Origin of the sequence: Clostridium thermosuccinogenes (genome assembly GCF_002896855.1) — a bacterium.
Taxonomy (GTDB): Bacteria; Bacillota; Clostridia; order Acetivibrionales; family DSM-5807; genus Pseudoclostridium; species Pseudoclostridium thermosuccinogenes.
Genome location: NZ_CP021850.1, coordinates 2,206,763 through 2,233,207 on the forward strand (window position 1 = coordinate 2,206,763; position 26,445 = coordinate 2,233,207).

At 41.1% G+C, this 26,445-nt stretch carries 20 protein-coding genes and 1 riboswitch; of the genes, 3 read left to right on the forward strand and 17 right to left on the reverse strand.

The window, feature by feature from the left end:
* Positions 1 to 29 precede the first annotated feature (29 nt).
* Entirely contained in the window at positions 30 to 2,579 is a 2,550-nt protein-coding gene (locus tag CDO33_RS09675) for a PEP/pyruvate-binding domain-containing protein (RefSeq protein ID WP_103082170.1), read from the reverse strand.
* 285 nt (positions 2,580 to 2,864) lie between these two features.
* Here CDO33_RS09675 and CDO33_RS20825 point away from each other — a divergent pair, with 285 nt between their 5' ends.
* Positions 2,865 to 3,038, forward strand: a complete 174-nt coding sequence (locus tag CDO33_RS20825; RefSeq protein ID WP_161496551.1) for a hypothetical protein — start codon at positions 2,865 to 2,867, stop codon at positions 3,036 to 3,038.
* A 243-nt stretch (positions 3,039 to 3,281) separates the two neighbouring features.
* Here the strand turns inward: CDO33_RS20825 and CDO33_RS09685 are convergent, their stop codons facing one another.
* The 8 genes from CDO33_RS09685 to CDO33_RS09720 form a co-directional block, all read right to left on the reverse strand.
* On the reverse strand, positions 3,282 to 3,701 hold the full coding sequence (locus CDO33_RS09685) for a bacteriohemerythrin (RefSeq protein ID WP_103082172.1): 420 nt from the start codon (positions 3,699 to 3,701) through the stop codon (positions 3,282 to 3,284).
* 23 nt (positions 3,702 to 3,724) lie between these two features.
* Entirely contained in the window at positions 3,725 to 4,141 is a 417-nt protein-coding gene (locus CDO33_RS09690; RefSeq protein WP_103082173.1) for a bacteriohemerythrin, read from the reverse strand.
* A 73-nt stretch (positions 4,142 to 4,214) separates the two neighbouring features.
* Positions 4,215 to 5,957: a putative bifunctional diguanylate cyclase/phosphodiesterase gene (locus CDO33_RS09695; protein ID WP_161496552.1), complete on the reverse strand. Its 1,743-nt coding sequence runs from the start codon at positions 5,955 to 5,957 to the stop codon at positions 4,215 to 4,217.
* A gap of 454 nt (positions 5,958 to 6,411) precedes the next feature.
* A complete protein-coding gene (locus CDO33_RS09700) occupies positions 6,412 to 7,116 on the reverse strand; it encodes an EAL domain-containing protein (protein ID WP_242973344.1) in 705 nt (234 codons plus the stop codon).
* A gap of 144 nt (positions 7,117 to 7,260) precedes the next feature.
* A riboswitch (cyclic di-GMP riboswitch) is annotated at positions 7,261 to 7,347 on the reverse strand.
* 294 nt (positions 7,348 to 7,641) lie between these two features.
* Positions 7,642 to 8,304: an ABC-2 transporter permease gene (locus CDO33_RS09705; protein WP_103082176.1), complete on the reverse strand. Its 663-nt coding sequence runs from the start codon at positions 8,302 to 8,304 to the stop codon at positions 7,642 to 7,644.
* Positions 8,294 to 9,163, reverse strand: a complete 870-nt coding sequence (locus CDO33_RS09710) for an ABC transporter ATP-binding protein (protein ID WP_103082177.1) — start codon at positions 9,161 to 9,163, stop codon at positions 8,294 to 8,296. The genes CDO33_RS09705 and CDO33_RS09710 overlap by 11 nt, the downstream gene beginning before the upstream one ends.
* Before the next feature lies 1 nt (position 9,164).
* Entirely contained in the window at positions 9,165 to 9,539 is a 375-nt protein-coding gene (locus CDO33_RS09715) for a GntR family transcriptional regulator (RefSeq protein ID WP_103082178.1), read from the reverse strand.
* Between the two features lie 290 nt (positions 9,540 to 9,829).
* Positions 9,830 to 10,741: an AraC family transcriptional regulator gene (locus CDO33_RS09720; RefSeq protein WP_103082179.1), complete on the reverse strand. Its 912-nt coding sequence runs from the start codon at positions 10,739 to 10,741 to the stop codon at positions 9,830 to 9,832.
* Positions 10,742 to 10,946: 205 nt separating this feature from the next.
* On the opposite strand from CDO33_RS09720, the gene CDO33_RS09725 reads away from it, so the two are divergent.
* Positions 10,947 to 12,188 (forward strand): hypothetical protein, encoded by a 1,242-nt coding sequence (locus tag CDO33_RS09725; RefSeq protein ID WP_103082180.1) that lies wholly within the window; start codon positions 10,947 to 10,949, stop codon positions 12,186 to 12,188.
* Positions 12,189 to 12,522: 334 nt separating this feature from the next.
* On the opposite strand, the gene CDO33_RS21260 is transcribed toward CDO33_RS09725, so the two are convergent.
* From CDO33_RS21260 to CDO33_RS09760, 7 genes are all read right to left on the reverse strand, one after another.
* Positions 12,523 to 14,565, reverse strand: coding sequence for a GDSL-type esterase/lipase family protein (locus tag CDO33_RS21260; protein ID WP_117433637.1), 2,043 nt, complete (start codon positions 14,563 to 14,565; stop codon positions 12,523 to 12,525).
* A 125-nt stretch (positions 14,566 to 14,690) separates the two neighbouring features.
* Complete coding sequence (locus CDO33_RS09735) at positions 14,691 to 16,376, reverse strand: extracellular solute-binding protein (RefSeq protein ID WP_103082181.1); 1,686 nt, start codon at positions 16,374 to 16,376, stop codon at positions 14,691 to 14,693.
* Between the two features lie 117 nt (positions 16,377 to 16,493).
* Positions 16,494 to 17,423, reverse strand: a complete 930-nt coding sequence (locus CDO33_RS09740; protein ID WP_202849516.1) for a carbohydrate ABC transporter permease — start codon at positions 17,421 to 17,423, stop codon at positions 16,494 to 16,496.
* Between the two features lie 16 nt (positions 17,424 to 17,439).
* Positions 17,440 to 18,294: an ABC transporter permease gene (locus tag CDO33_RS09745; RefSeq protein WP_242973343.1), complete on the reverse strand. Its 855-nt coding sequence runs from the start codon at positions 18,292 to 18,294 to the stop codon at positions 17,440 to 17,442.
* A 418-nt stretch (positions 18,295 to 18,712) separates the two neighbouring features.
* The gene (locus tag CDO33_RS09750) at positions 18,713 to 19,732 is read right to left on the reverse strand and encodes a uroporphyrinogen decarboxylase family protein (RefSeq protein WP_103082183.1); all 1,020 of its coding nucleotides are present in this window, start codon (positions 19,730 to 19,732) and stop codon (positions 18,713 to 18,715) included.
* Positions 19,733 to 19,852: 120 nt separating this feature from the next.
* The gene (locus tag CDO33_RS09755; RefSeq protein WP_103082184.1) at positions 19,853 to 20,911 is read right to left on the reverse strand and encodes a LacI family DNA-binding transcriptional regulator; all 1,059 of its coding nucleotides are present in this window, start codon (positions 20,909 to 20,911) and stop codon (positions 19,853 to 19,855) included.
* Between the two features lie 103 nt (positions 20,912 to 21,014).
* A complete protein-coding gene (locus CDO33_RS09760) occupies positions 21,015 to 23,690 on the reverse strand; it encodes a glycoside hydrolase family 38 N-terminal domain-containing protein (RefSeq protein ID WP_103082185.1) in 2,676 nt (891 codons plus the stop codon).
* A gap of 349 nt (positions 23,691 to 24,039) precedes the next feature.
* Here CDO33_RS09760 and CDO33_RS09765 point away from each other — a divergent pair, with 349 nt between their 5' ends.
* On the forward strand, positions 24,040 to 25,116 hold the full coding sequence (locus CDO33_RS09765; protein ID WP_103082186.1) for a GntR family transcriptional regulator: 1,077 nt from the start codon (positions 24,040 to 24,042) through the stop codon (positions 25,114 to 25,116).
* Between the two features lie 284 nt (positions 25,117 to 25,400).
* On the opposite strand, the gene CDO33_RS09770 is transcribed toward CDO33_RS09765, so the two are convergent.
* Positions 25,401 to 26,429, reverse strand: coding sequence for a lactonase family protein (locus CDO33_RS09770; RefSeq protein WP_103082187.1), 1,029 nt, complete (start codon positions 26,427 to 26,429; stop codon positions 25,401 to 25,403).
* Between the last annotated feature and the right edge of the window lie 16 nt (positions 26,430 to 26,445).

Sequence of the window (26,445 nt, forward strand, 5' to 3'; positions counted from 1 at the left end):
GCAGCCTGCTTTTTTGTTGCATGATGTAGCTATTTACATATGAGCTTTTGGGTCACAATGTCGGAGAATATCTCCATTCCGGTGGTCTGAGAAATATGTATTACATTTGAAAACCTCGAACCTTCCGGCAAAACGGATTCCAGAATATTCTCCTTTTCAAGAATGCGGTCCGGATTAAACACAACGCCCTCCTGACCTTCGAAGATGGCGACATAGAATATTCCCGACTCCACAATGTCCTGGAAAAAATGGCTTCCATAAGACAGTTCCGGCATGAATCCTGCTTCATTGGATGCAACCTCGCAAAGGACCTGCATATTGCACAATTCCGAAAAATGTACCGGTACACCCAGGGAAGGCGTGGTGGTCCCCCATCTTCCAGGTCCCATCAGCATGGCATTTTTACCCTTCATTTTGGTGTTGATCATTCCGATCTGCCTCGCAACGGTATATTTCTCCTGCTCACTGAGCTCAAGATATTCCCGGGCTTTGACATATACAACAAAATCCACCGGCAGTCTCACATTTCCACCCATGAAATTGCCCCTGGTTGCAAAGAAGCAGTCCTTTTTGTCTGTCAGTTCCGGCATCCTGACAGGCTTGCCCAGGCCCTTTGTCTGCAAAGGACGGCACTGGAGCGGGTTTACCTTGAATTGGTTGTCTCTTGTGAAATTCACCGTAAATTCAATGTCCACAGGATAATCATACACCTTGGAAAGCAAGGCCAGCATTTCCCTCATCAATTCAGGGAAACCGGTGTCTTTAAGCAGCTTTTTGAAGTTGAGAATAAAAGGGGTCTTTACATCGGTATATCCCAACTCCCGCAGACGGTTGGCAGCCTGGTAGTCCGGCGTGCCGAACAGCTCCTTGTCGGTATTTATGTCTCCGGACATGATTTCATCCAGCTCGCAGGTTTTATGAGCATTCTCTTCCAGTGAAAGAACATCGACAAAGTGCTGGGAGAATTTTTTCTGGTCGTCATGATTCATAGCCAGCATGCGCAAAGGGTTATCCAGACATACGATTCTGGCATAATCCCCGACGGTCCTGTCTACAGCACGCGTACCAAGCCCGAAGACCAGACGGAGCATTCCTGCTTTCATATCCACGCTCTTATCCCACACATAGAGGTTTGAGGAATTTCCAACGCCTGCAGCATGGGGGAAAAATTTATCCTTATGATAATCCCCGGATACACGCTGTACCAATATTGCCATCTGTTCATCCCTGTCGGAAAGTCCTCTGTTGACCCTGTAAGCCAGAGCATCCTCATTCATGGTGCTGGCATAAACGGTGCGCACTGCCTGTTCAAAAGCTTTATACCTTTCCTCGGGAGTTCCCTGATTTACGCAAAACACACTCTCATATTTGCCGGCAAAGGCATTTCCAAAATTGTCTTCCAGCAACGAACTGGAGCGCACGATAATCGGAGACTGGCCAAAATACTCCAGCATCTGCATAAACTGCTCCTGAATGCTCTCCGGAAACTTTCCGTGCAAAATCCCTTCTTTTAGCAAAGGAGCAAATTCGAAATATCCATCCTTCGTCTTCTGCTTCATGCGGAGCTTCCACAGATTGTTTTGAACAATATATGTATAAAAAACATCCGAACCTATATAGTATGAATCATGGGGCTCCAAAAAGGGAATGAATCGGTCTTTTCCCTCTGTTTCCAGTATCTTTCTGGCAACGAGCATACCTATGCTTTTTCCCCCGATAAATCCTGTTCCTATCTCCCTGGATGCTATTGCCAGGATGTCCCTCAATGTGAAAAAACGATCGCAAAGCTCGAATATCCTTGATTCGTCACCTATAATCATGGACATCAGGAACCTTTTGGTTTCTTCCTGCTGTTTTGGTTCCTGCTTCAATACATCCTTTGCTTTATTAAAAATGACATTCCAGTAATCCAGACGCTCTTCACTGCGGTTAATGGCGGAAAACAATTCAGCTGCTTCGGCGCTGGAGGTAATGCATATGGCTTCCTGACCTTTAACCAAATGGGGCAGGAACATGGTAGGAGAATAACGCTTCCAGACCTTAAGGGGGTGAATATACATATTATCCTTCACCTGATATAAATCTATTAAAACCTGGGTGGTCTCACGAATGCCTGCAATGGTGCTGTATGTATGAGCATTTCGCATTATGGCAAAATATGCGATGGTATCCAACTCATATAGAAAAGGGCATATAACCTTGAAGAAGTTTCCGATCATCAGATCGGAATGCCAGTATTCCAGCAGATCTGTCAGACAGTCAAAGACATAAAACGCTTTTCTTCCTTCCTGCTCCACCAGGCTGTGAACAGTGGTGGCAAAGCTTTCAAAGCCCTTTTTCGCATCAGCTTTGAATATTTTGATTTCAGGGTCTTCCTTTATCACCGGTTCATGATTTGCGAAACGAACATAGATCAGCTTTCTTCCATCCAGCTTTGCCTGTTCAACATAGGGACCCACCATCCTTTTATAGCTGGCTATTGAGTCCACCTGCCATACCACGTTATCCCCCAACCTTAGCCGGTCAATAGCCTGATCAATACCTTTAAGGCCTGTGCTAACCTTTTCGTAAATTTCCATTATTTAACTCCCCAAGAAAAAAGTAATTTCTTTATATTATATACGGATAAAGCAGCTTGTAAACAGCAGTTTTGGAAAACTATCATCTGCTTTATGCTAAAGAAACAGTTACCACGAATCATGCTAAAGATGGAAGCAATCGTATATGATTTCAGTATACCAAAAATGATGTCGTTAAAAATACTCGTTCATAAGCCTTGTACCGTAAGATTTACATAAATGCACAATTGGTCCTCAGCTTCATACAATGGCAGTGAATCAAAATAATATATTGGAGGTATTCAAATGACATACAGAGAACTGCTGGAGATAACAAAAAATCATCCGAACCCTTTCTGGAAAAAAAACAGACACGAGAGAGAATTTGAGCAAAAGTACAGGGCATGGCTGGAATTGCAGAACCAGTCCCAGGATTCCGACGACTCCCACAATTCGGAGGATAAAGAAGACTGGACTTGAAAGCAGTGTACTTAAGGCATGGGACAACCTGGAGAATAAAAAGACATGCCTGCCAAAAGCATTAAAATAAGGCTGTTATACGGAAAATCCCGAGATGATGCCCCTATAGGTATCAGCTCGGAATTTTCTTTTTTCGAAAGGTTATTCCCATCGCATATTTTTCCGATAGATATGTAAAGCCAAAAAACACCAGTATCCATATCCCCTTTCTCCAATGGTGTCTTTTAAAGCTTGTTGCAGCTTCTAAACATTAATGCCGTTTTCTTTAAAATATACAGCATACTTCCGGTCTGAGAACAAAATATGACTGCTTATCCATTCGGACAAAAAATCTACGATTTCCAAGGTTGCCTGTTTCTGATCCGCATCAATGTCCTTTGAGGAAATGCTCTTTATCTTCCGGACATAGAATTCATGCTCATGCTTCTGCTTATCCAATTCACCATAATTATATTTCTCCAAGAGATTTTCTTCAAAGGTAAAATGGTATTCAGTATAATCCAAAAGCTCGACTATCAACTGTGTAATTTCATCATAGTGATCATAGGAGTCATTTAAAACCGCAAGATCATAGACCCTTGCCCCAATATCAAACAATCTTCTGTGCTGCTTGTCTATTTCCTCAATGTCAAGTTTGTAGCGGTCCTTCCATTCAAAGGCCATATCCTTTTCCTCCCCGTTTTATATTATTTGATGCCCTTTGCGTTGAAAAATTCCTTGTATCCCATATCCGTTTTTAAAATATGCCCTGCTATCCAGTCGGATACGAAGTTTATAAGGTTTAGCAGTGTCTCTTCCTGGTTTGCATCAATGTCCTCATTTTTCATTCTTTCAAGCTTTTTTACCAGAAACATGTGCTCAATTTTATGCTGGTCCAGTCCTTCAAAACCATACTTTTCCATGAGCATTTCCTCATACCTGAAATGCTTTAGGGTATATTCCTTCAATTCCTCTAAAACGACCATAATTTCATCATAATGGTCATAACCATCCTTTGCCAGTACCAGATCCGAAATCTTACCCCCAATTTCAAACAACTTCTTATGTTGCTTGTCAATCTCAGCAATATTCACGCCGTAAGAGTCTTTCCACTCAAAATACATAATATACCTCCTATCTTGCAATATTTCTTTACATAAAGTACTATATACTATTATACCTTAGCTTCTGGCACTTCTAAAGTAGTTTGATTATTTCATTTTCGGGCAGGGGTTTGCTGAATATGTATCCTTGAATTTTGTCGCATTGGTTTTTAACCAGGTATTGCAGCTGTTCCTTTGTTTCCACGCCTTCAGCTACCACACACATACCCAGTTTTCTACCCAAGGCAATAATTTGTCCTATCAGCACCTTGCTTTCATCATCGGTAGGAATATCAACTATGAAAGATTTATCAATTTTTAATGTAGTAATCGGCAGCTGACTTAAATAGCTAAGGGAAGAATAGCCTTTGCCAAAATCATCCAGAGCAATTCCCACTCCCAGCTCCTTTAATTCGCATAGCTTTGGTCTTATCCTTTCAAAAGACTCCATCAACATGGTTTCCGTAATCTCCAGTTCCAGGTGTTCCGGCTTTAAATCACAGGTTTCCAGTACATCTCTGACTATATTTACAAAATCCGACTGGAGCAATTGCTGTATTGAAATGTTAACGGATATGCTCAGATTTTCAAATCCTTTCTGGTGCAGGCTTTTTAAAAACTCACAGGATGTTCTCAGCACCCATGTTCCCAAAGGTATAATAAGGCGTGTATCCTCAGCTATACCGATGAACTTCATAGGTGATAGGAGACCTAGTTCAGGGCTTTTCCACCTTAATAAAGCTTCAAGTCCGATAATCTTTTTAATTTTCAAATCCAGTTGAGGTTGATAGTACAATTCAAATTCGCTTTTTGCCAATGCCGATCGCAAATGCTTTTCTATGATAATCCTCTCGTTCAAGGCCTTGTCCATGCACTTGTCATACATAACATAGCCATTTTTCCCCTGGCTTTTGCTCCTGTACATGGCAATGTCCGCACATTTCAATAATTCAATTATGCTCTCCCCATGCTCAGGGTAGATGGCAATTCCAATGCTTAAAGTTGTGCTCATCAAAATGCCGTCTACCTCCAACCCATCCACAAAGCCATTTAATATATACTCTGCAAAGGATACCGCATCATCATTGCTCTTAATATCCTTCAGGATGATGACAAATTCATCCCCTCCGATTCGGTAAATGGAGCATTCCTCATTTAAAAGAGAGGACAGCTTTTCACCCACTTTGGCTATGAACTTATCCCCAAAAGCATGTCCCATGGTATCGTTGACATATTTGAAGTTGTCCATATCAACAAAAAAAATCGCTGCTTTGTTCTTTTTGGGACATAAACTATTGATGCTGGCATTTTCCAAAAGGGATAGCTTGTTGGGTAGTCCGGTCAGCGTATCATTATATGCGAGATAATGCATCTTTTTCTCATTTTCAATAAGCTGATCATATTGCTGTTTCAATTCTTCTTCGGAAGCTGCAATTTCCTCATATAAGGACTCCAATTCCTCGTGGGCGGCCGTCAGCTCCTCATAACTTCTCATGAGCTCTTCTTCGGATTTTTTGATGCGTTTAAGCAAACGATAGACCAGCAAAAACAGAACGACGGAGGAAACTATCACATATGCCCAACCTTTCATAATGCTGACATAGGCAAAAATTTCCTTGTCCTGTATAATATCTGAGATAATTTTGTCAGAAAAGGCAATCCACAGGAAGCCCAAAAACGTGCATAGAATAGATAATCTTGCCGATAAATATAAAGGACTAAAATCATTAACTGCCTTTTCTTCCTTTTTGAATAGAAGGCTGAATCTTGTGCCTTTACTGTTTTTAGTTTTACTGACCGCCACAGCCAGTGTTTTTAGAAGCTTAATAGGTGACAATGCGCTACCCTCCAAGACTTCAAAGTTCGTAAATATCACAAGAGCATTAGTTTCATATATCATTTTACTCCTTGCATAGCTATATTTCTACCCAAACAATTTATGATTAAACATATTTTTGCATTAACATACAATACATGTATACAAATACTATTTTATCATAAAAAAAAGCTCAAATAAACCTGAAACTTAACAGATTTATCCAAGCTTTTAAATAATCATATTATGCCACTGCCATCTTTAGGGCAAAACGATTGTTCTGCCTTTATCCCGTGGTATACACGGAAGATTTCTCTGTATGCAACAACATCCATCGTTGTTTCTCTTTATTCTATCCCTTATCAACTTTTCATTCCAGTACATAATGCATAAAAATTAATCCGTCCTGTCTCTGCAAATTATGTGTCATTACATGACAATTTCCGACAGTTCTTTCTTATAATACATTAAAATTCTACAGGATTAAATTTTCTTTAGGCGATGGTTTCCCCAGGTAATATCCCTGGCCATAGGATATGCCCAAAAGTTCAGCGGCATTCAGGTCAGCTTCTGTTTCCACACCTTCTATTATCAATTTCGTTGAATCTACAAGCAGATCAACTAAAAATCTTACAATTCTTTGTTTCCTGGGATTTACGGCGAGATTGCTGGCAAAATATCGATCCAGCTTTATATAGTCAGGTTCTAACTCTATCCACTGTTGAAAAAAAGAATATCCTGCTCCCATATCATCCACTGCAATTTTAACACCTCTCGCCCGAAGTCCCCTCGTCACCTTCTTAAGCTCCTTCCAGTTTTCAACCGGCTCATTTTCCAGAAGCTCCAGCACCACAGGCATATCCTCGGGTATATTGGTATCCCACCAATATAAAAAATTGCCTTTTAAAAGCGTGGAAGGAAATATGTTAATAAATATGAGGTTTGATTCATTTCTAAAGTTATTTAATGCAGTCTTGATAGACATAAGATCCAGTGTGCTCTGACAGCCTTTTTCCTCGGCTTCTTTGAATATCTGGTTAGGGGAAATGTGTAATTTCGAAGCGTCTCTAAGCAATGCCTCATACCCTATAATGCTTAAATTCTTCAAGCAGTATATGGGTTGAAACCAATGCGTTATAGAATAGTTGAACTTGCTGTCATCAATACTGATTTTCCGCAACTTAATCTCCTCCACTAACACTGACATAAGTAGCGATTGAGCTGCCTATGTTATAACTTCATGGAAAGAGATTAAGGGGTCAGGCGCATTTAGAGTGATCTTAAATTGCCCGATCCTTTCCCTGCTTTCAATACCTATAACTTCACTGGCAACCCAACCGTCATGGCATTCTCATGCTTTAGACTTGTGGCTTTGCGTCCTCACCTTTCGATGAGTTTGCCTTTTTCAATGCAAGCTAATTAATGTAAGAATAACCTTTTCCATACAGTAAAATTATTCCTACCAAGTAATAATTTTATCACAACTTTGTCATTTTTCAATATATTATCAAATGTTTTGTAATCTATTATATTGTTTTGTAATCTAATGTAATATTTTGTATCCTGTGTTTATGCTTATTGACATCCTTATACAGCATACTTATTCATGCACACACAAAGAAATCCTGCTTTATATCAAAGCAGGAATCAGCAACCTTTAATGTAAATTCATATTTTGTCATTTGGTTTTTTCACATTTGTATCTTTAAAATTCCCTGTTCTTATAAAATTTCACCGACAATCCGTAGGACAAGGCTATGAAAGCCAATAATGCAACGGCCTTCAGCAGCAGTATGACCACATCTCCTTGGGACCATATAAATTTTGTTATGGCTCCGTCTAATGCGACCCTTTCCCACTCCTGAAAAACTTTCATGATGTATGAAACACCAAAGAATAAGCAAAAGAACAGCAAGAATCCGACTATCCTGGATTTCGCAAACCCGAATTTGAAAAATACGGGCAGGTTCAAGCCTGTCATGATGCTGATCGCAACCATTCCAACCATAAAGCTGTCCAGTGTCATTGGATAAACTTTGATGGGCGCTCCTGAAAGCAATAAAAGATTAGAAAATATAACATAGCCCACGGTAGCCATCAAAAAGAAAACATATACAGCGAGATATTTTGCGGCTACAACCTGGCTCCTTTTTATGGGCAGGCTGTTTATCATTATATCTGTCTTGTTCTTTTCATCATAAGCACAGGATGTCGTCAATAGAATATATACCACCCCTGTGGCCGCTGCGGAAAAAACAACCGATTCCATATTCTGAAAGGCAAAAATCAAAGCAAGAAGATAAAGAAGGCTAAAAGCCACATATCTTTTTTGTATCAGCAGGTCTTTCACGATCAAACTATACAGCATTCTGTTCCCTCCTTGTATGATAAAGCATTATCTCCTCCAGGGTAGGTTTTTCTATAAGGATTTTGTCGCCATACTTTCTTTTTATCTGATTTTTGTCTTTGGTCAAGGCTTCAAATCCAAATCGGTTCTGTCTTACCCCTACGAAATCACGAGATGCATCTTTCCCCAGAATCTCTTTTCCGCCTTTAACCATACCGTAATTGCTCAAAATATCGTCCTTGGACTCACTGAAAAGGATTTCTCCATTGTGGATCAAGGTTACATAATCTGCGATCTTGTCCAGGTCCGATGTGATATGGGTTGAGAAAAACACCGCTTTGTTTTCATCCTGTATCACCTCGGACAAAGTTTCCAAAAGCTCGCTTCTTACCAGTGGGTCCAATCCCGAGGTCGGCTCATCCATGATGAGCAGGTCGGCATTGTGGGATAACGCTATCGTCAGAGATAGCTTCATCTTCATACCTTTTGATAACTCCTTGATTTTCTTTTTCTCCGGCAGCTCAAACTTCTTGATGTACTTCTTATATGCTTTTTCATCCCATGTTTTGTAAAAAGGCTCAATAATCCACTTCATCTCCGAAATCGTCAGCTCTTCATAGAAATAGTTTTCATCATAAACGAAACCAATCCTGTTCTTTATCTCATGCTCAAATTTAACATTATCCTTCCCGAAGACCTTGATTTCTCCCCCGTCCTTCTTCAACAGGTTCATAATAAGCTTGATGGTAGTGCTTTTTCCCGCACCGTTAGGGCCTATAAAGCCCATTATATATCCTTTTTCCAGCACCAGGTCAATACCCTTGATGCTAAAGTCCCCATAACTCTTGCGCAGTCCTTTTATTTCCAAAATCGGTTCCATCTTATCCCTCCTCATATAATATCTTAAGCATTTCCGACAGTTCTTCCATTGATATTCCGACGGTCCGCGCAGCCTGAACCGCTTCCGCCAGCTTCTCTTCAATTATCCGTATCCTGGCCTCTTTTAGCAGATCCTTGTTTTGAGCTGAAACAAAAGACCCCTTTCCAGGAACACTCACAATGTAGCCTTCCCTCTCCAGCTCTTCATAAGCTCTTTTGGTGGTAATCACGCTTATTTGCAGTTCCTTTGCAAGGTTCCTTATGGAAGGAAGCATCTCTGCTTCTGCCAGTTCTCCGTTTATGATAAGGTTTTTTATTTGCTCCACAATCTGATCATAAATGGGCTTATCCGAAGAGTTTGATATGATAATTTTCAACCATTCACCGCCCTTCAACAAATATACTGTATATATAGTATATATACAGTATATTTTATATTTACAGTCATGTCAATATGCATAAATAGAAAATTTTCACTTTTTGAAAGGTAGTGAATTATCTAAATAAAAAAGCTCATATTGTTCTTTTCATATTCTCAAGGCTCGAGCAATATCTTACTCCTGTATGCTGCTTGTAATAATCTTGTTTATCCCGTTTTTATATCAGCTCAGTATAAATCACATTAATCTGAAAAATATTTTCTGAAACATTTCTGACAGGCCTGTTGTTAATTCCGCATGAAAAAATCCGCATTGCGGTTTCTGTAATTCTGGGGAGAAACACCGTTTTTCTTTTTAAACAGATAGGAAAAATACGACATATTATTAAATCCCACTTTATAGCATATGTCAGCAACCGATTCACTGGAATTCAGAAGGAGAGCTTCTGCTTCCTGAAGCCTTAAGTTGTTGATATATTCGGTAGGCGTTTCGTGATAATACCTTTTAAACTGCCGGGTGAGATGCTCCTGGCTTTTTCCGCTCAACCGCACAAAAGCAGCAAGCCCCTGGGTGAAATTTTCCGGCTTGCGCATATCCTTGCAGGCTTTCACAAGCCAGGGAGGAATCAAATCACTGACCGGCTTGAGTTCGCTAAACTCCAGCAAAAGAGTGGAAAGCAGGCTGTAAAGAAGCATACACCGGGATGAGTAAGGAAAAGACTCCCCGGGCAGAAAAAACAGATTTACTTTGCTGACAAGGGTATTCCATAAATGGTGATCCATGTTTTCCAACTGGTATACAACATTACTGTTCCGCTTAAAGTCCAGTCCAACAAGACTCAGCAGCTCTTCCAGAAAAGAAGCCGGAAAAGCGATATTTGTAATGATGGAGGATGAGGATTCATTTTCAATGGAATGCGAATCCCCCGCAAATATAAATGCCACAGATTGTGAAGTCAGCATATGCGCTTTCCCGTTCAAATGATGTATAACGCTTCCTTTCCTGACGAGGAAAAATTCACAAAAGTCCTTGTGGGAATGAAAATCAGTAGTGCTTTTCCTGAAAACGGTGTGGGCCGCATGCACCGGTGAGTCCGGAGTCCGGAACATATCGAAGGTATATGTCTTGGGTTTTTGATTATCGATCAAAGGCATAGCCTTCATCCTTTCGGTGATATCAAAATAGTTAAAACATATCATTATATCAGATTATTTTTTATCAATATAATTATATAATTAAAATGCACAAATAAACAGTCAAATTTGACAGGTGGAGCAAAATATTTTAGGACAGACAAAGCTAATGTTTTAACTCTTTTATATAAAATCCAGGTAAATCCTAAAGGACCGTACAGAAAACTCATATACTAAAACTCACAAATACTATTATCAAGGGGTGTTAAAGATGTATTTCAGCAAACAGGATGTGGAAATCATCAGGGAACTGGCCAAGGAAGTAGCAGAGATAGCTGCCCTTCCGGTACAGGAAGAAAAAAGAAAGCTTTGGAAAAAGCTAAATGGCCTTAAACCCGAAAGGCCTATGGTTATGATGGATCAACTGCCCTGGCATGAGATGGACACCGACGGGGAGTTGATAATCCGGTCGGAACATCCTTTTTCCCAGTGGCTGGAGGGCAATTTACGAAGGACGCTCTATCTTTGGAAGCATATGCCCGTAGATATGGTGGTGGAGCCTTATGTGGAAATTCAGAAAGTAATACACGGCACTGACTTTGGCATACAGGCTAAAGAGGAGACCACTTCCACCGACCCGAGAAATAGCGTGGTCAGCCACAAATTTATTGATCAACTGCAAACCGAAGATGATTTGCAAAAAATCAAATTTCCCAAGGTATGGTATGACAAGGAAGCCACAGAGAAAAACCTTGAGATGGCTCATGAACTATTGGACGGAATATTGGACGTGCGTTTGCAAGGCTGCCTGCCCAATATTCATTCATGGGATCAGATCAGCATGTGGAAAGGCGTGGAGAACTGCCTGTATGATCTGATAGACAGGCCTGAGTTCATTCATAAGCTTATGACAAGGCTTACCGATGCATACTTATCTTTACTCGATCAACTGGAGGAACAGGGTCTTTTAGGATATAACCAAACAACCATACATTGCACCGGCGCCTATACCGATGAGCTCCCCGCCCCCGGATTCGACCCTGAAAAGCCGAGAGCCAAAGACTTATGGACTTTCGGGCTTGCTCAAATTTTTTCAACTGTTTCAGCTGAAATGCATCAGGAGTTTGAGCTGGACTACAGCAATAAATGGTTTGAAAGATTTGGCCTGGTATACTACGGCTGCTGTGATCCTCTGGACAGAAAGCTGGACATTGTAAGAAAAATACCCAATTTGCGAAAAATATCCATGAGCCCTTGGGTCAACGTGGAAAGAGGCGCAGAAGGTATTGGAAAGGACTTTGTGTTTTCCAGAAAGCCCAATCCTGCTTTCCTGGCTGCAAGCCAGTGGGAACCGGAGCTTGTGGAAAAGGATCTGATGGAAACCCGGGATATATGCAAAAAATACGGATGTCCTGTGGAGTTCATTCTGAAGGATGTGAGCACGGTATGCTACCAGCCCCAGAGGTTATGGGAATGGGCAAAAATCGCAATGAGAGTGGTTGAATCTGATTAGCAGGAATTGCATATTATAATCTAATTTGTATTGAACTGGTCAGGAGTAAGGATTGTTTGCTTAACGGGAATAGGATTGCTCACTTATCAGGTGATAATAGTTTCATACTCAGCAGAAGTGAGTTTGCTCAATCTCTGGAATAAATTTGCTTAATTTCTGAGATAAGTTTGTTTAATTATCAGCAATTGAATTTATAAATTACCATGGATGAGATTAATTAATGCAATAGTCAAGGATTAGCGTATTTTGTGGTAACATAAATAGCCCCGTCATGCCGGCTTCCATCAGCCGGCGCAACGGGGTTATTTTATTGATTATTTTAAATTAAAGCATGTCATCGGCACAAATACTGCTTTAAATTCCTGGCCACCACCTCATAACCCTGAGGTGAAAGATGCAGCCCTTCCCTGGTGTAAGAAAGGTCCAAGTTTCCGTTTTCATCCAGCATCTTGCTGTACAAATCTATATAAATGGCACCCTTTTCTTTTGCCAGCTGCTCCAGCTTTTCGTTTACCCTGATGATCTCCTGGTTTTTCCTTACCGAAACCGCATCATGGTTAATTTTCGGGTGGTCCGTATTATTGACCGGCAGGATGGAAATCAGGTGTATCTTGCATTCTGGCAGCCGCTCCTTGACTTTGTCCAGGCATAATGATATATTTTCCATTATTTTTTGCTGTGCATTGCTTCCGAAGCTTGCAAAATCGTTAGTCCCGATGAGCAGAAACAACTTGGAAGGACTGAGCTCAAAAATGCTCTCTTCCAATCTTCTCAGCAAACCTTCGGTAGTGTCTCCTCCAATACCTCGATTGTAAACCGGCATATAATCTTTAAGCATTTCCTCCAAGGGAAATTCCTGGGTGATGGAATCGCCTACAAATACTGTTCCTCCCCTGACTGCTGATTTGTTCAGATTTCTGAACCAATCCACCCTCCATTCAAAAGCATCGGCAAACAAGCGGTCAAAAAACGAAATGGTGTTATCCTCCAGCAAAATGAAACGCGGCCTGTAAATGTGCCCATTTTGGATGGCCAAGTCAAAAGATGTGCAATTCACATTATAGGAAACCAGTATTTTTTCCGGATAGGAAAGATGAAGATGCGCTTTTGCGTTATATGTATAGACGCTCTCATGCATCTCATTTTCATCGCAATAAAATACTTTCCGGGGTTTCGAGAAAGGTCCCCATATATTGTCTCCGTATGCATAGGCCGTATAGTTTGAATTGGTATCATATTGGAAGACCGCAAGAAACTTCCCCTTGTTTTTTCCTCTCAGTATGGGGATGACGCTCATTTCACAGGATACATGATCCAGGAGAGGTTTGCTTTTCAATATATCATTTACAAAATCCTCCCCATCAAAAAAGCTCCACTTAGTCCAGTCAGTGAAGTCCTCCGGCAGGACCCTTGCCGCACAAAGGCTGCGTCTTCTGGTTTCGTGAAATGTCATATATCCATAGACATAAACATAGCCGTCACCGTTCTCAAAGCCTGCCTCTTTCAAATATGGCAGAACGCATGCACCATAATGGATATTAAAGCTTTCAGTGTCTCTCGATAGCTCAGTTCTGTATTGTCTTGCATTCTTAAAATCCGGCATTCCATTTACAATATTCACTTCAGCTATGGCTACACCCAGGCACCTGAACTGAAACCCTTCCGGTTGCGACTTGTCCTCCGTAATTATTGACGGAAGGCAATAAAGCTTGTCTCCATGCACAAATCCGTCCTGCTGCCAGAAATATGCCTTGCTAAAGTCCTCTCCTTTTCCTTCGAAGTCGTAACAATCCCTGGATGGCTTTAAGGCAGCACATGGGATTCCATTATCATCAGTATCATAATAAAACTGAAGAGCACCAGGCTTTTTAGGATCTCCCCCGTCTAAAATGGCATAAGTATTGTTAGGCATATAGACAGGCTCTTCTCTGCGAAGGGTTTCCCTGTCAATCTTTGAAATCAGGGTGTCCCCGAAAAAGAACAGGGTTTTTGTGTCATCCACGTTATTATAATTGTCTTTTCCGTTTGCAATATTAAAGGAGTAGATACCGTCAGCTCCTGCCCAGCCTTCATAACGCTTGAAACAGTCCGTCCAATAATCATTCCGGGAAGCGACATATCCCTCCCCTGCATAAACAGCAACAGAAGCACATTCCCCTTTTGCCTTATCTATTTTTATGAAACGGGCAGTCTCCCCTTTTGCATCATCACCATGTATGTCCATATATTCCTTGTTATCCAGGGATAGAGAAACCTTCACATCAGAATTCTTCTTCTCTATTTTCCCTATAGGTATGATGCGTTTCAGATCGATGATCTTGCTTTCTTGGGATGAATCCAAAAATTCATTGATTAGAAGATCATTTTCGTATACCAAGCTGTATTAACTCCTTTCATTCTAATATATCATTAGAAACATATGAGGCTGTCAGGCTACACAGCCCGACAGCCTTTTTATCTAACTTGAAATTAGATCAGATCATAGTATATGCTTATTTCTTATTATTTACCATAGAAACGATCAGCAGCGGCATTGTATATCTCCAGCAGACGATCTATATCGCCCATGGATTTGAGCCCATTGATGAACTTATCCCAGTTCGCAAAGCTTTCCTCGCCACTGATGAACTTGGTCTGCATTTCATCGCGATAAGTATCCAATGCTGTCTTAATCTTCGAGATTTCCTGATTCTCTTCGGTAGTAAAGGTTACTGTAGGACCATTGAACCACGGAGGCATATATTCATTTTCAGGGAAAGGAATTTCTGTTATATAAGGAGATTTTTCAATGGGTTCCTCATGCAATTTACCATCATAGTATATATAATCATTTGGTGCAAAGGCAACATAGGCAGCTGTATCGGCAGCCATCTGCAGACCTGGACGGTGCTTGCTGCTGGCGCGCATACCATATTTATCCCCTTCTGCCCATGGATCCTTGGCATTCAGTATGGAATCTACAAACTGAGGCTTGCCATCCGACCCGATGGTATATGTCACTCCTTCAATACCCCATGTCAATAGACGGATAATTTCTTCGGAGTACTGGAGGTCAATGAATTTCATCAGTCCCTCAGGGTCCTTGGTCTTTGCATCAATTGCAAACATACCCCAGTTGGAAAGGTTCATGGTATTTACGTTGGATACTGTTTGCCAGCACTTACCGTATTTTGGATTGTCCGGATACAAAGTAACAGCAAACTTGAGGCCTTCTTCATTATTTCTGCTATATTCACCCGGGCTGGTAAACCACTCATTGAGGAATATAAAATTCTTCTGGTTCAGAGCCTTCATCTTGATAGTGTCGTTGGTCTCGATAGAGTACTCCGGATCCAACAAGCCTTCAGTGTACAGCTTGTTCAGGAACATCAGGGATTCCTTGTATCCTTCCTCGAAAGGACCATATACATATTCCTCACCATTCCAGTAGACATCCCTGTCCACATGATGAGCATAGAATATGGGGTTCAAGCTCTGGAATCTGGTGTTGATAGGATATTCATTGGGATAAAGCTCCTTGAGTTTCTTAGCAGCGACATACAGTTCATCCAGGGTTTCCGGTATTTTTATGTTATGCTTTTCAAACACATTGTAGTTGTAGGCAGACATGTTCTGAGCGAGCATGCCCTTGTCTGCCGGAAATCTGGGCAGTTCTCCCTGCATGAAGACATACATGGTGCCATCGGGCAGGAAGCATAAAGCCTCACCATCTTTGGTAGCTTTTACCCATTCCATATAATTGGGCAAAAGATCCTTATACTGGCTCAACTCCAGAAGCAAGCCATCTTTCGCTACCTTCACATAGTCATACCAGAAAGGTGTTACCGTGATGTCGGTCAAATCACCGGTTGAAAACATCAGCTTGGACTTTTCCTCATATTCTGCCTGAGGAATCCAGTTAAAAGTGATGTCAAGAGGACGGCCCATTTTTTCCTCCATAACTTTGAGCCACTCTTTATGCACCATACTGTTCGCATCGTCACCGCCCCAGCCGGTTAGTGTCGCTGTGAACTTTAATGGTTTTGCATCGGCAGTTTTATCGCCACCACTACTGGAAGTGGTATCGGTTGCAGATCCCTTTGTATCTGAACTGCTGTCAGAATTTGAGGATCCTGAGCTACATGCAACCATAAACAACATAGAAGCAACTGTCAATAGTGCTATCAATTTTTTTGATAGTTTTTTCATTTTCTTACCTCCTTGACTTGATTTTCTTGTCGTCTCTTTAAATACCTGCTATTTCCGGGGCACAGCAATAACCTCTTCATCACCACCCTCTTTTATATATAATGGAGAAATCCATTTTCATCCTTTTATGGCACCAATCATAACGCCTTTGACAAAATACTTCTGGAAAAATGGATATATCATCATGATGGGAAACATGGTTATGACAATCATCGCCATACGAACTCCCTTGGGGGTCACTTTCATGTTTGCCATCATACTGTTCACAGCGGAAGCCGATGATCCGGATCTCCGGGCTAAGGCATTGGCATCAATGACATACAGGTAATTGCGCAGTACCAACTGAAGAGGATATTTGTTCTCATCCTTCAGATAAATCAAAGCGTTAAACCAGCTGTTCCATGAACCTACAATTGAAAATAATGCAAAGGTGGCTAACAAGGATTTGGAAAGCGGAAGTATGATCTTAAAGAGAATTAGCATATCGTTGGCACCATCCACCAGAGCTGATTCCCTCATCTCCCCCGGAACATTCCTGAAAAAGGTGCGGAAAACAAACACATTGTATGCTCCCACGCATCCTGGGATTATCATTACCCATGGAGTGTCAAGCAATTTCAGCCTTTGCATCATGATATAGGTAGGGATTAAGCCGCCTCCAAAGAACATGGTTATTGTCAGATAAATGTTTATAAATTTCTTAAATACAAACTCCTGCACCATCAAGGCATAAGCCATCATGGATGTGAAAAGCAGCATCAGCAGGGTTGAACCCGCCGCATACAAAATCGAATTTACATAACCGGTGTATACAAACTTATCCCTCAGTACCAGATAGTATGAATTCACATTGAAGCCTTTTGGCCATATTGAAATATCAGCCTTGGAAATATGGGCTACGCTGCTGAAAGATATAGCGATTATATTAAGGACGGGATAAAGTACAACTACGAGAATAAAAATCATTATTAGAATATTAAAAGCGTCAAATACTTTAGACCCAAAGCTTTCTTTTCGTCTTCTTTTACTTCTTACATTACTTCTCAATTGATTTCACTCTCCTCTACCACAGGCTGGTTTCTGAAACTTTACGCGACAAGGCATTTGTAAGATACAGAATGATGAACGATACCAGCGACATAAACAGGCCAATAGCGGACGTATATTCAAATCGCGCTCCCTGCAAGCCTTCCCTGTACACATAGGTACCAATTACATCAGATACGCTGTAGGTCTCGGGCGAATACAACAGGAGTATCTTCTGATAATCATTTCCCAATATTCCTCCCACGGAAAAGATCAATAAAATGACTGTGGTAGGTTTGATAGCCGGCCAGCTTACATGCAACATCTTATGCCAGCGGTTTGCACCGTCTATTTCAGCAACATCATACAACGTTGGGTCTACACTGCTTAGCGCAGCAAGATATATAATAGAACCGAAACCTACTCCTTGCCAAATTCCCGACGCTATAAATATCGTGCGAAAATATTCAGGCTTTAGAAGGAACATGATAGGCTCTACCCCGAACAACCCCAACAAGTTGTTGAAAAGACCGTCCCTGGAGCAAAACTCTTTTAACATTCCAGCTACAACCACTACTGATATGAAATTAGGGAAATAGGATACAGTCTGAACAAGCTTCTTGAAATGCTGATTCTTAAGTTCATTGAAAAGCAGGGCCAGAATAATTGGTGCCGGAAAACTCCACAACAAAGTGTAAATGCCTAGTAACAACGTGTTTTTCAGTATTCTGGTAGCCATCGGGTTTCGAAAGAAATCCTGAAAGTGCTGAAATCCAACCCAATCACTGCCTAAAATTCCTTTCACCGGACTGTAGTCCTTGAAAGCGATCAAAATACCATACATAGGGAAATAATTAAAGATCAGAACTACAAGAAAACCAGGAAGTGCCATTAAAATAAGATACCGCTGCTTCCACAGTTTTGCTGCCAATGATGCTTTTCGCATACCTCACATCCACACATTTCCGATATGATCTCATGAACTAATATACATTTGCATTTACTTCAATACTGCGGCATTACAAATATGATTCGTTCAACTTATTCCAAATAAACAGGTGTATATGTAATAACCTATGTGAATTATATAACATACTAACTTTTAGTATAACACATGCTTTGAACCGGCTGAGAATGGTAACAGTCAAATTGCTGTAGATACGAGCAAATGTCAACCATATTAAATCAATTTATTTATTTACATTATATCATCGTTTCCAATCATACTCAATATTTATTGAAAATTTTTATTTATTTAAATATACATTAGTCCCTAAAATAAACTCAACTTAGTATACTTTATTTATCTCTTATTCCATAGCAGCTTCCATCATCGCCACAATATTTTCGGGTGGTATGTTGGGCAGCAGGGATTCATGGCTCGGAGATACAATGAAGTTTGGTCCGAATATTTCCCGTATGCGCCTTACTTCATCTCTTACCTCCTGGGGTGTGCCAAAGGGTAAGATATGCTGAGTATCCACGCCTCCCATGAAAACTATTTTTCCATTATATTTTTTGGACAGGCTGTCGGCATCCATATTCGCTGCTTTTGCCTGTATAGGATGCAAAATGTCCACTCCTGCGTCGATCAGGTAAGGAATCGCTTTGTCAATTGCTCCGCAGGAATGCAGCACTACCTTGTAGCCGCGGCGCTTCGCTTGCTGGGTAAACTTGATGAAATACGGCATTACAAACTTTAAGAACATCTCCGGTGAAATGAGCAAATCCAGCTGGCTTCCAAAGTCATTGCCGAAGAAAAATGCATCTATTTTGTCCCCGGCTAAATCAAAGAGCTTCTCGTTGGCTGCCATATAGAAATCAACTATATGTTCGGTAACTGCTTCCACCACGGCTGGATCGGTATACATCTTTACAAAGTAATTTTCCATGCCGAAAAAGTCACAGGCGATGTGGAAAAAAGCACTCCAAGACCCGGAAAGAACCGCTTGCCCTGCCTCAATGGTTTTATCGATCTCCTCCAGCGTTTTTGTGAAATCACAATATTTCACATCCGGCCATGGAAACCGCTCTACTTCTGACACATCCTCGCAATCAGCAAATACTCCGGCTTGATTTAAGCTATCCCGTTTCTTGCCCAGCAAAACATCAAACATGACCGGTTGCTCCGGATTCTGCCACATACCATACTTTTCTGGCATAACCCATCGACAGGTGGAGTTTAACTTAAGCCCCAACTCAAAATCATTCTCTACCCCAAAATAACCGTATAACTTTTCTATGCTGGCCGGGTTTGGGCATCCATGCCAAAAACCACATTTATCACTTTTTCTGTTGGCTATATTCAGAAAATGTTCCTTTCCTGTCATGCCCCCTACCTCCTTAAAGAATTTAACCAAATTTCAAAGCTGTATTTTTAATTTCATTCATGCAATATTTCATGCATAAAATACAAGTTCCTTCCTACTCCCTTTGCAAATTAATTTCCTTTAAACCAGCGGCGCTGTAGACTTACGGATGACCAGCTGACATCCGATCATCATCTTGCTGAATTGCAGATTGGGATTTTCTATGGTTTTTAAAAGCATTTTGGCTGCCCAGTAGCCCACCTCTTCAAAATGCTGTTTGACAGTGCTTAAGGGAACTGGCGACAGTTTTGATGCTTCATAATCATCAAATCCCATAATGGACACATCCTGTGGGATTCTGATTCCTCTCTCGGTAAAAGCATTGATCACTTCCAGCCCGCGGCGGTCATTTACACAAAACAATGCAGTAATCTTCCGGGTTTTAACGGCTTTTATCAAGCGATCATAATCCACCTTCGGCTCCAAAAACAGCAGTTCGTCATCCACTTCAAGGGAAGCATAATGCAAAGCATCGGTATAACCCTCAAAGCGCTCTTTTTCCGAGCTTAGATAAAATTTCTCAGATATAAAGCCTATTTTCTTATGTCCCAAAGAGATAAGATGCTCCACCGCAGAAAAAGCTCCGTCATGATTGTTGCACACAACGGTATTGGTAGGAAAATACTTGGCATATCTGTCCATAGTGACAAAAGGTATATTCTTATCCTTCAGATATCTGAAGTTTTCGACAGACAGTTCCGGATTGGACGGATAAATAATATACCCAGCGACACCGCTATCCAGATATTTATCAATTGCCTGTCTCTCCCTTGCCGGATCTTCTCCGGGATTTTCAACAATCAAGGAGTAACCTACCTGGGAAAGGTAGCGCCGGATTCCTATTATGATCCTGATATATGAACTGTCATTTGCGTCATTGGTCGAAAGCAGGAATGTCACAAGATTCTGGGACGAGGAATTCCGGATCGATGGCTTACCTTTTACAAAGCTTCCTCTGCCTCTAACACGGTAAATTATGTTCTCATTGACCAACTCCCCCATGGCTTTCCTGACAGTTATAGTGCTTACACCAAGCAGTTCTGAAATCTCGTCGTCCTTTGGCAGCCTCTGGTCCGGCAGGTATTCCTCTGATTTAATTTTTGACAGTATATAATTTTTAACCACATCATATTTATGCATTTTTACTGCTCCTATCCTAGGTCACTATAGTACAAATTTTCGAGTATATGCTTATATGAATAATTATATGAAATTCTTGGATACCTGTCCACTGACATCATGCCTAGAACCTGATGCGGAAGGTCTTTATCTCCCAGGGATTAAAGCTCATATGCAGCAAATCGTTCTCAAAAGCTGCCGGTAATAAACTGTTTTCCAGCAAATCGGTTTCAAAAGCTTCCTTTACGGGTGCAGGACAACGCAAGACAGCATTGGAACTATTATTGCTGTAGTTGGAACAGCGAAGGATAACCGCATCCTTTTCCAAGTCTTCAGGGGTTTTGATCAGTGAAACAACAACATGATCTCCTTCCAAGACAAAAGCCCCCGGATTGCTTTTAGGCAAATATGTATCGCATACTCTTTCGGTAACAGTTCTTATACCCGCCTGCAGACAATCCTTTACCCTGATTATATCAGCAAAGGAATCCGTGGAGCGAATGGGCATAAGTCTGTAATTGAAATTTAAAATCTGCTGAAGCTGGCCGTCTTCCTCTCCGTCGGTCAAATGTGTTTTGGAAAAGGAACGGAATAATGTAATTATCATGGAGTAATTCTCATCGTCCAGCACTGCACATTCATGGAGACCGCCTCCGGAGATAAAAGCCAGACCGTCTCCCAAAGCATCTCTCTTCAAAACAACGCTTTCGAAAGCTTTTTCCGCCAGGTCTGCCTCTTTCCATTCTCCTGTATCGCGATTGAATCCAATCTCTCTTTCAACAAAGCAGAAGGCCTGACTGGCGTTATATGTATTGCCTTCAATTCCTGTAGCAAGTTTAAGCCTGAGTCTGTGGTCTCTGGCCACGTTATCAATGCTGGTAGCCACATCCACCCATCGGTTTCCGACACCCAGAGTGATCTTGGAACTGATTTTTAGATCTATTGTGTCGTCGGATCTGGAAAAATCATGGATATCACGGACAGCCCTTTTCGGAACCCTCATGTAATGGGTTATGCAAAAAGTACAAGCTGCAGGGCCATCATCTATTTTTTCTATAACACAGCGGCTTCCACGGCTTGAAACAACCCTGTCCTTCACGAGGCCGGCATGAAACCATCCGTCACCGATTTCCCCATCATCCAGGTAGCTCATGAGATTTCTGTACTCTTTGCCGGTCTCCTTATCTTTTATGTTAATGGTACCATCCGCATTGATTTCCAACCTGATATACTCATTTTCACAGGATGTTTCCGATGTTGATATCTCATTTAAATAGCGGATAGGCTTATCATATGGCACTATCAAATATTCTGTAGGACCCATAGGTGAAAGTTCTGCCAGAAAAGCTATAGTATATAGATCGGCCGTATAGCGGTATAATTCACCCGGCTTCTCTGTAAAGCTGTTTTTCTTAATCTCGACTAGATTGTATGGGATTTCCCTTCCTTCTCTGTCCATTATTTTGAATGCATTTCTCTGCTCCGGATTGCTGGGATCGGCAAATCTGTTAGGATAGTCCTGGATAAAGTCCAGAGTAACCGTTATTGTCTCCCGGCGGGCAAAAGGAAGCGGATTAAATACAGACAGCACACTGACTTCGGATGGCTTGTCTTCTGCATTATGGTTCAATTCATACCGCACTGCTTTATCTGTGATGTTTTTAGCAATGGACTTCACCTGTCTGAAGCGATAGTGCATGTCTTTATGTACTGCATCTATAGAACATCCGCAAATTGAGTCATGAGCATGGCATTGGGTTAATAATTTATATGCGAGATCCGTATAGGTGCTCTGAATGTCACAACCTTTCAGTCTGGCTACGGCTGTCATAGGCAGAGCCCACTTCTCCAACAGAATCTGACATTCATCATTGGCCCTCTTCAGGTCATATCGGCTGGATAATGTATTGGTGATAAGCATGTTATGCCCGCTTTGCATTTTAGCAGTCTCATTCAGCTCACCGCGTTTTACCGGCATTTGAGATACATAGGCTTTCAAATCCGCCACCAAATTTTCCATGTTTTCAAAAACTACAGGACAATCATAAATTTCAGACAATCGGGAAGCAATCCAGGTTGCTTCCTTATGAATTCGTTCATGGTCCATGCCATCCATCAAGACTACATAGGGTATATCCGAACGTTTAAGCTCCTTATCCACATATTGGCATGCTCTGGAAATGAGATTTTCCTTGTCCCGGTCCTTGCCCAATAAATAATCGAGATACACATCTGACCAAAAAGTCGCATATCCTGTCTCCTCTGGCACCTTGAAGGTGATACACCTGCTGCCGTCCGGGGATTCCCAAATAAAGTGCGCAGGGCAGTTGTGGTAGTTGGTGCCTCTGCCCAAAAGGGCCCCTTCGATACCAAACCCTTTCAGAATTTGAGGTAATTGAGCTATATGTCCGAATATATCACATATATAACCATATTTCATGGCTTCAGTTTCATATTTCCTGGCCAATTGATGACCTATCTGCAAATTGCGGATCAGGCTTTCACCTGTAACAAGAAACTCATCGGGCATAGTATACCAGGGTCCGACAACAATTCTACCCTCACGTATCAATTGAATAAGACGATCTTTTTTGACAGGTTCGATTTCTGAATAGTCATCCAGGACAATAGTCTGCCCATCCATGATAAAGGTAGTAAAGGATGGATCTCTCTCCAAAACATCGATTATTTCATTTATTCTTTCCACCAGATGGAATCGAAAACCTTGGAAATCACGATACCACTCACGGTCCCAATGAGTGCTGGATAAATAATAGATTTTCTTAATTTTGTCAGACATGGTACGCCTCCATTTTAAGCTATATGGATTTGTATAAAAAGCATTCGTTATAAGCTGTTTTTAATTAAGTATTTTTGAGAGATTGATAATGTATACTATGTTGTCTAAACTTATTATATGTTAACAATCATATTTTGTAAATAGTAAATTTTAATTTTGAAATAGATTTTCACAATAGCATTGTTTATTCATTGAATTGTTTCTATATTTTAATTATAATTACATTAATATCATGGTTGTGCAAACAATGAGCTATTAGTTTGTTTCATTGATTAATAGGCGATTTTACCAGGAACATCGGTTGATTTGGCATAATACCCAATAAGTTCTGCAAATAGGAGAGTATATAATGGCAAAGTATCCAAAATATCAGATGGTCATTGATTATGTTCTGGACAAAATTAAAAGCGGAGATCTGAAGGCAGGGGATAAAATCCCCAGCGAAAGTGAATTTTCGCAAATAATGAATATCAGCAATATCACTGTGCGAAAAGCAATGTCTGAATTGGTAAATTCCGGCATTATATACCGCATCAAAGGCAAGGGAAGCTTTGTTTCCGATAAGTTTTTGCAAAGCGGCAGGAATACCAACAGGCTTGTTACGTTCATGTTTTCCGATATTGATGTAAGAGATAACGCATACATTGAATTAATAATTAGTATGCAAAAGTATCTCATGAGTCAGAATTTTTCATTGATTGTTGAATGCACCGACGGTGACAGCCAAAGTGAGATTTCCAGCATAAAAAATTTACTCAGCAAGAATGTTGAAGGATTTATTATATACTCAAAAGAACCGAAAAATTGCATACCCAGTTATAAATTCCTCCATGACAACAATATTCCGTTTGTTTTGGTGGACAGGTATACTCCTTTGTTCCCCTGCAATTTTGTCGGCAGCAATGATCATGACGGGGCTTTTGCTGCAACACATCATCTTCTTAAGCTTAATCACACCAACATAGCGTTTGTTGGCAGTCATTTAAGCTTAAGCACAGAGCAGGAAAGGTTTGCCGGATATAAAGACGCTTTGGCAAGCATGTCTCTGGAAGTTAATCCTGAGAACTGCTTCCCGGACTATAAAGTCGACTTAGACCGATTGGTTGCAAATACTAAAAAGGGTGGCATCACTGCCTTTTTCGCCGCCAATGACCACTGCGCCCTGAAGGTTATGAACGCTTTATACAGCGAGGGCATACGTGTACCTGACGATGTATCTATAGTCGGATTTGGCGACTCGGAGGTAATAAAACACAGCATGATCCCTCTTACTACCGTAAAGCAATTTTTCGATGAGATCGGATATGCTTCGGCCAAGTTATTGGTTCAGGTCATTAACAACAGCAGCCGTTTTTATGACTATGCTCATTTATCCTTAAGAACCAAACTTATAATCCGGGATACCACCCGTAAGCTGTCGGTATGATACCTCGACACACCGACAGCTTCTATATCCTTTATCCTTTTCAACTGCATTGTCTGTAAAGATATCCGAACCTAAATCCCTAGTCTCTGCCATGTAAATTTTCAGATTTTAAAACCAATATCTTCAAGCAATTTCTTGCAGAGAGATATTATGATAAAGCATAATATTTTCGCAAATTATAAAGCCCAACATAAAATGACATGGATGTAACCGTTTTTGGTATTATGCATATATTGCTGGAAAACTTCATGTCATTTCCAAGCTATTTTAAGCAAACCGCTATTTTACAGAAAAACAATACATGAAGGCGCCGGTATGTTTACACTATACCCTATATGCTCCAAATGCCCGTTCAAAAAAGAAAATACTTCTATGGTATCCGAATTTTGATTTGCTGCCAACAAGAAACGTCCATCCGGTGAAAAGGAAAAGTCGCGGGGTGTATTTCCTCTTGTGGAGTAAACCCCTGTTAGCGTCAGCTCACCAGTTTCCTCCTTCACACCGAACACCGATATGCTGTCGTGCCCCCTGTTTGAAGCGCAAACAAACCGTCCGTCCTGGGATATTTTTATGGCAGCGCATGTGCTATCTCCACTGAAATCTCTTGGGAGGGTTTTGTACACACCGATGCATTTTGAATTCTGAGCATCATAAGCATATATTTCGTTGGTAAGCTCACACACCAACCATGCGTATCTCCCGTTCCCTGAAAACACAACATGCCTTGGGCCTGCTCCCGGTTTTACTTCAAAAACACTGTCTTCAGCAATTGTACCCTTTCCGGCTTTGTATAAGACAGCTTTATCTATGCCGAGATCTGCTACGCAAAGCCTTTCTTCCCTTCTATCAAACACTGCACAGTGAATGAGAGGACCTTCCTGGCGGTCTTTATTAGGTCCACTGCCTTTATGCTGTATTATTTCAGGCTTGTTTACGATCACGCCACCATCTATTGGAAATATCGTCAACTTTCCGTCGCCGTAATTTGCCACATATAGAAACCTGTTATCCTTATCGGCTGTCAAGTGGCAAGGATAAGTACCTCCGGTATATGCTTTTGAAATAAAGGTTAAGGTTGCATCTTCATTTACTCTGAAAGAAGCCGCAGCGCCTCCATAGAGGCCGTCAATTTCCTCTGTTTCCAGCACGCAATACAGGTATTTCTTGTCCCTGGATAGAGCTAAATAGGACGGATTGCAAGACTCATATGCATCCAGGATATGCATCTCGCCGGTGTGGCCGTCAACCTCCGTAAGATAGATGCCTTTACTTCCTCTCATTGAATAAGTGCCTATATATGCTTTGTATTTCATAGACCTTTCCTCCCGT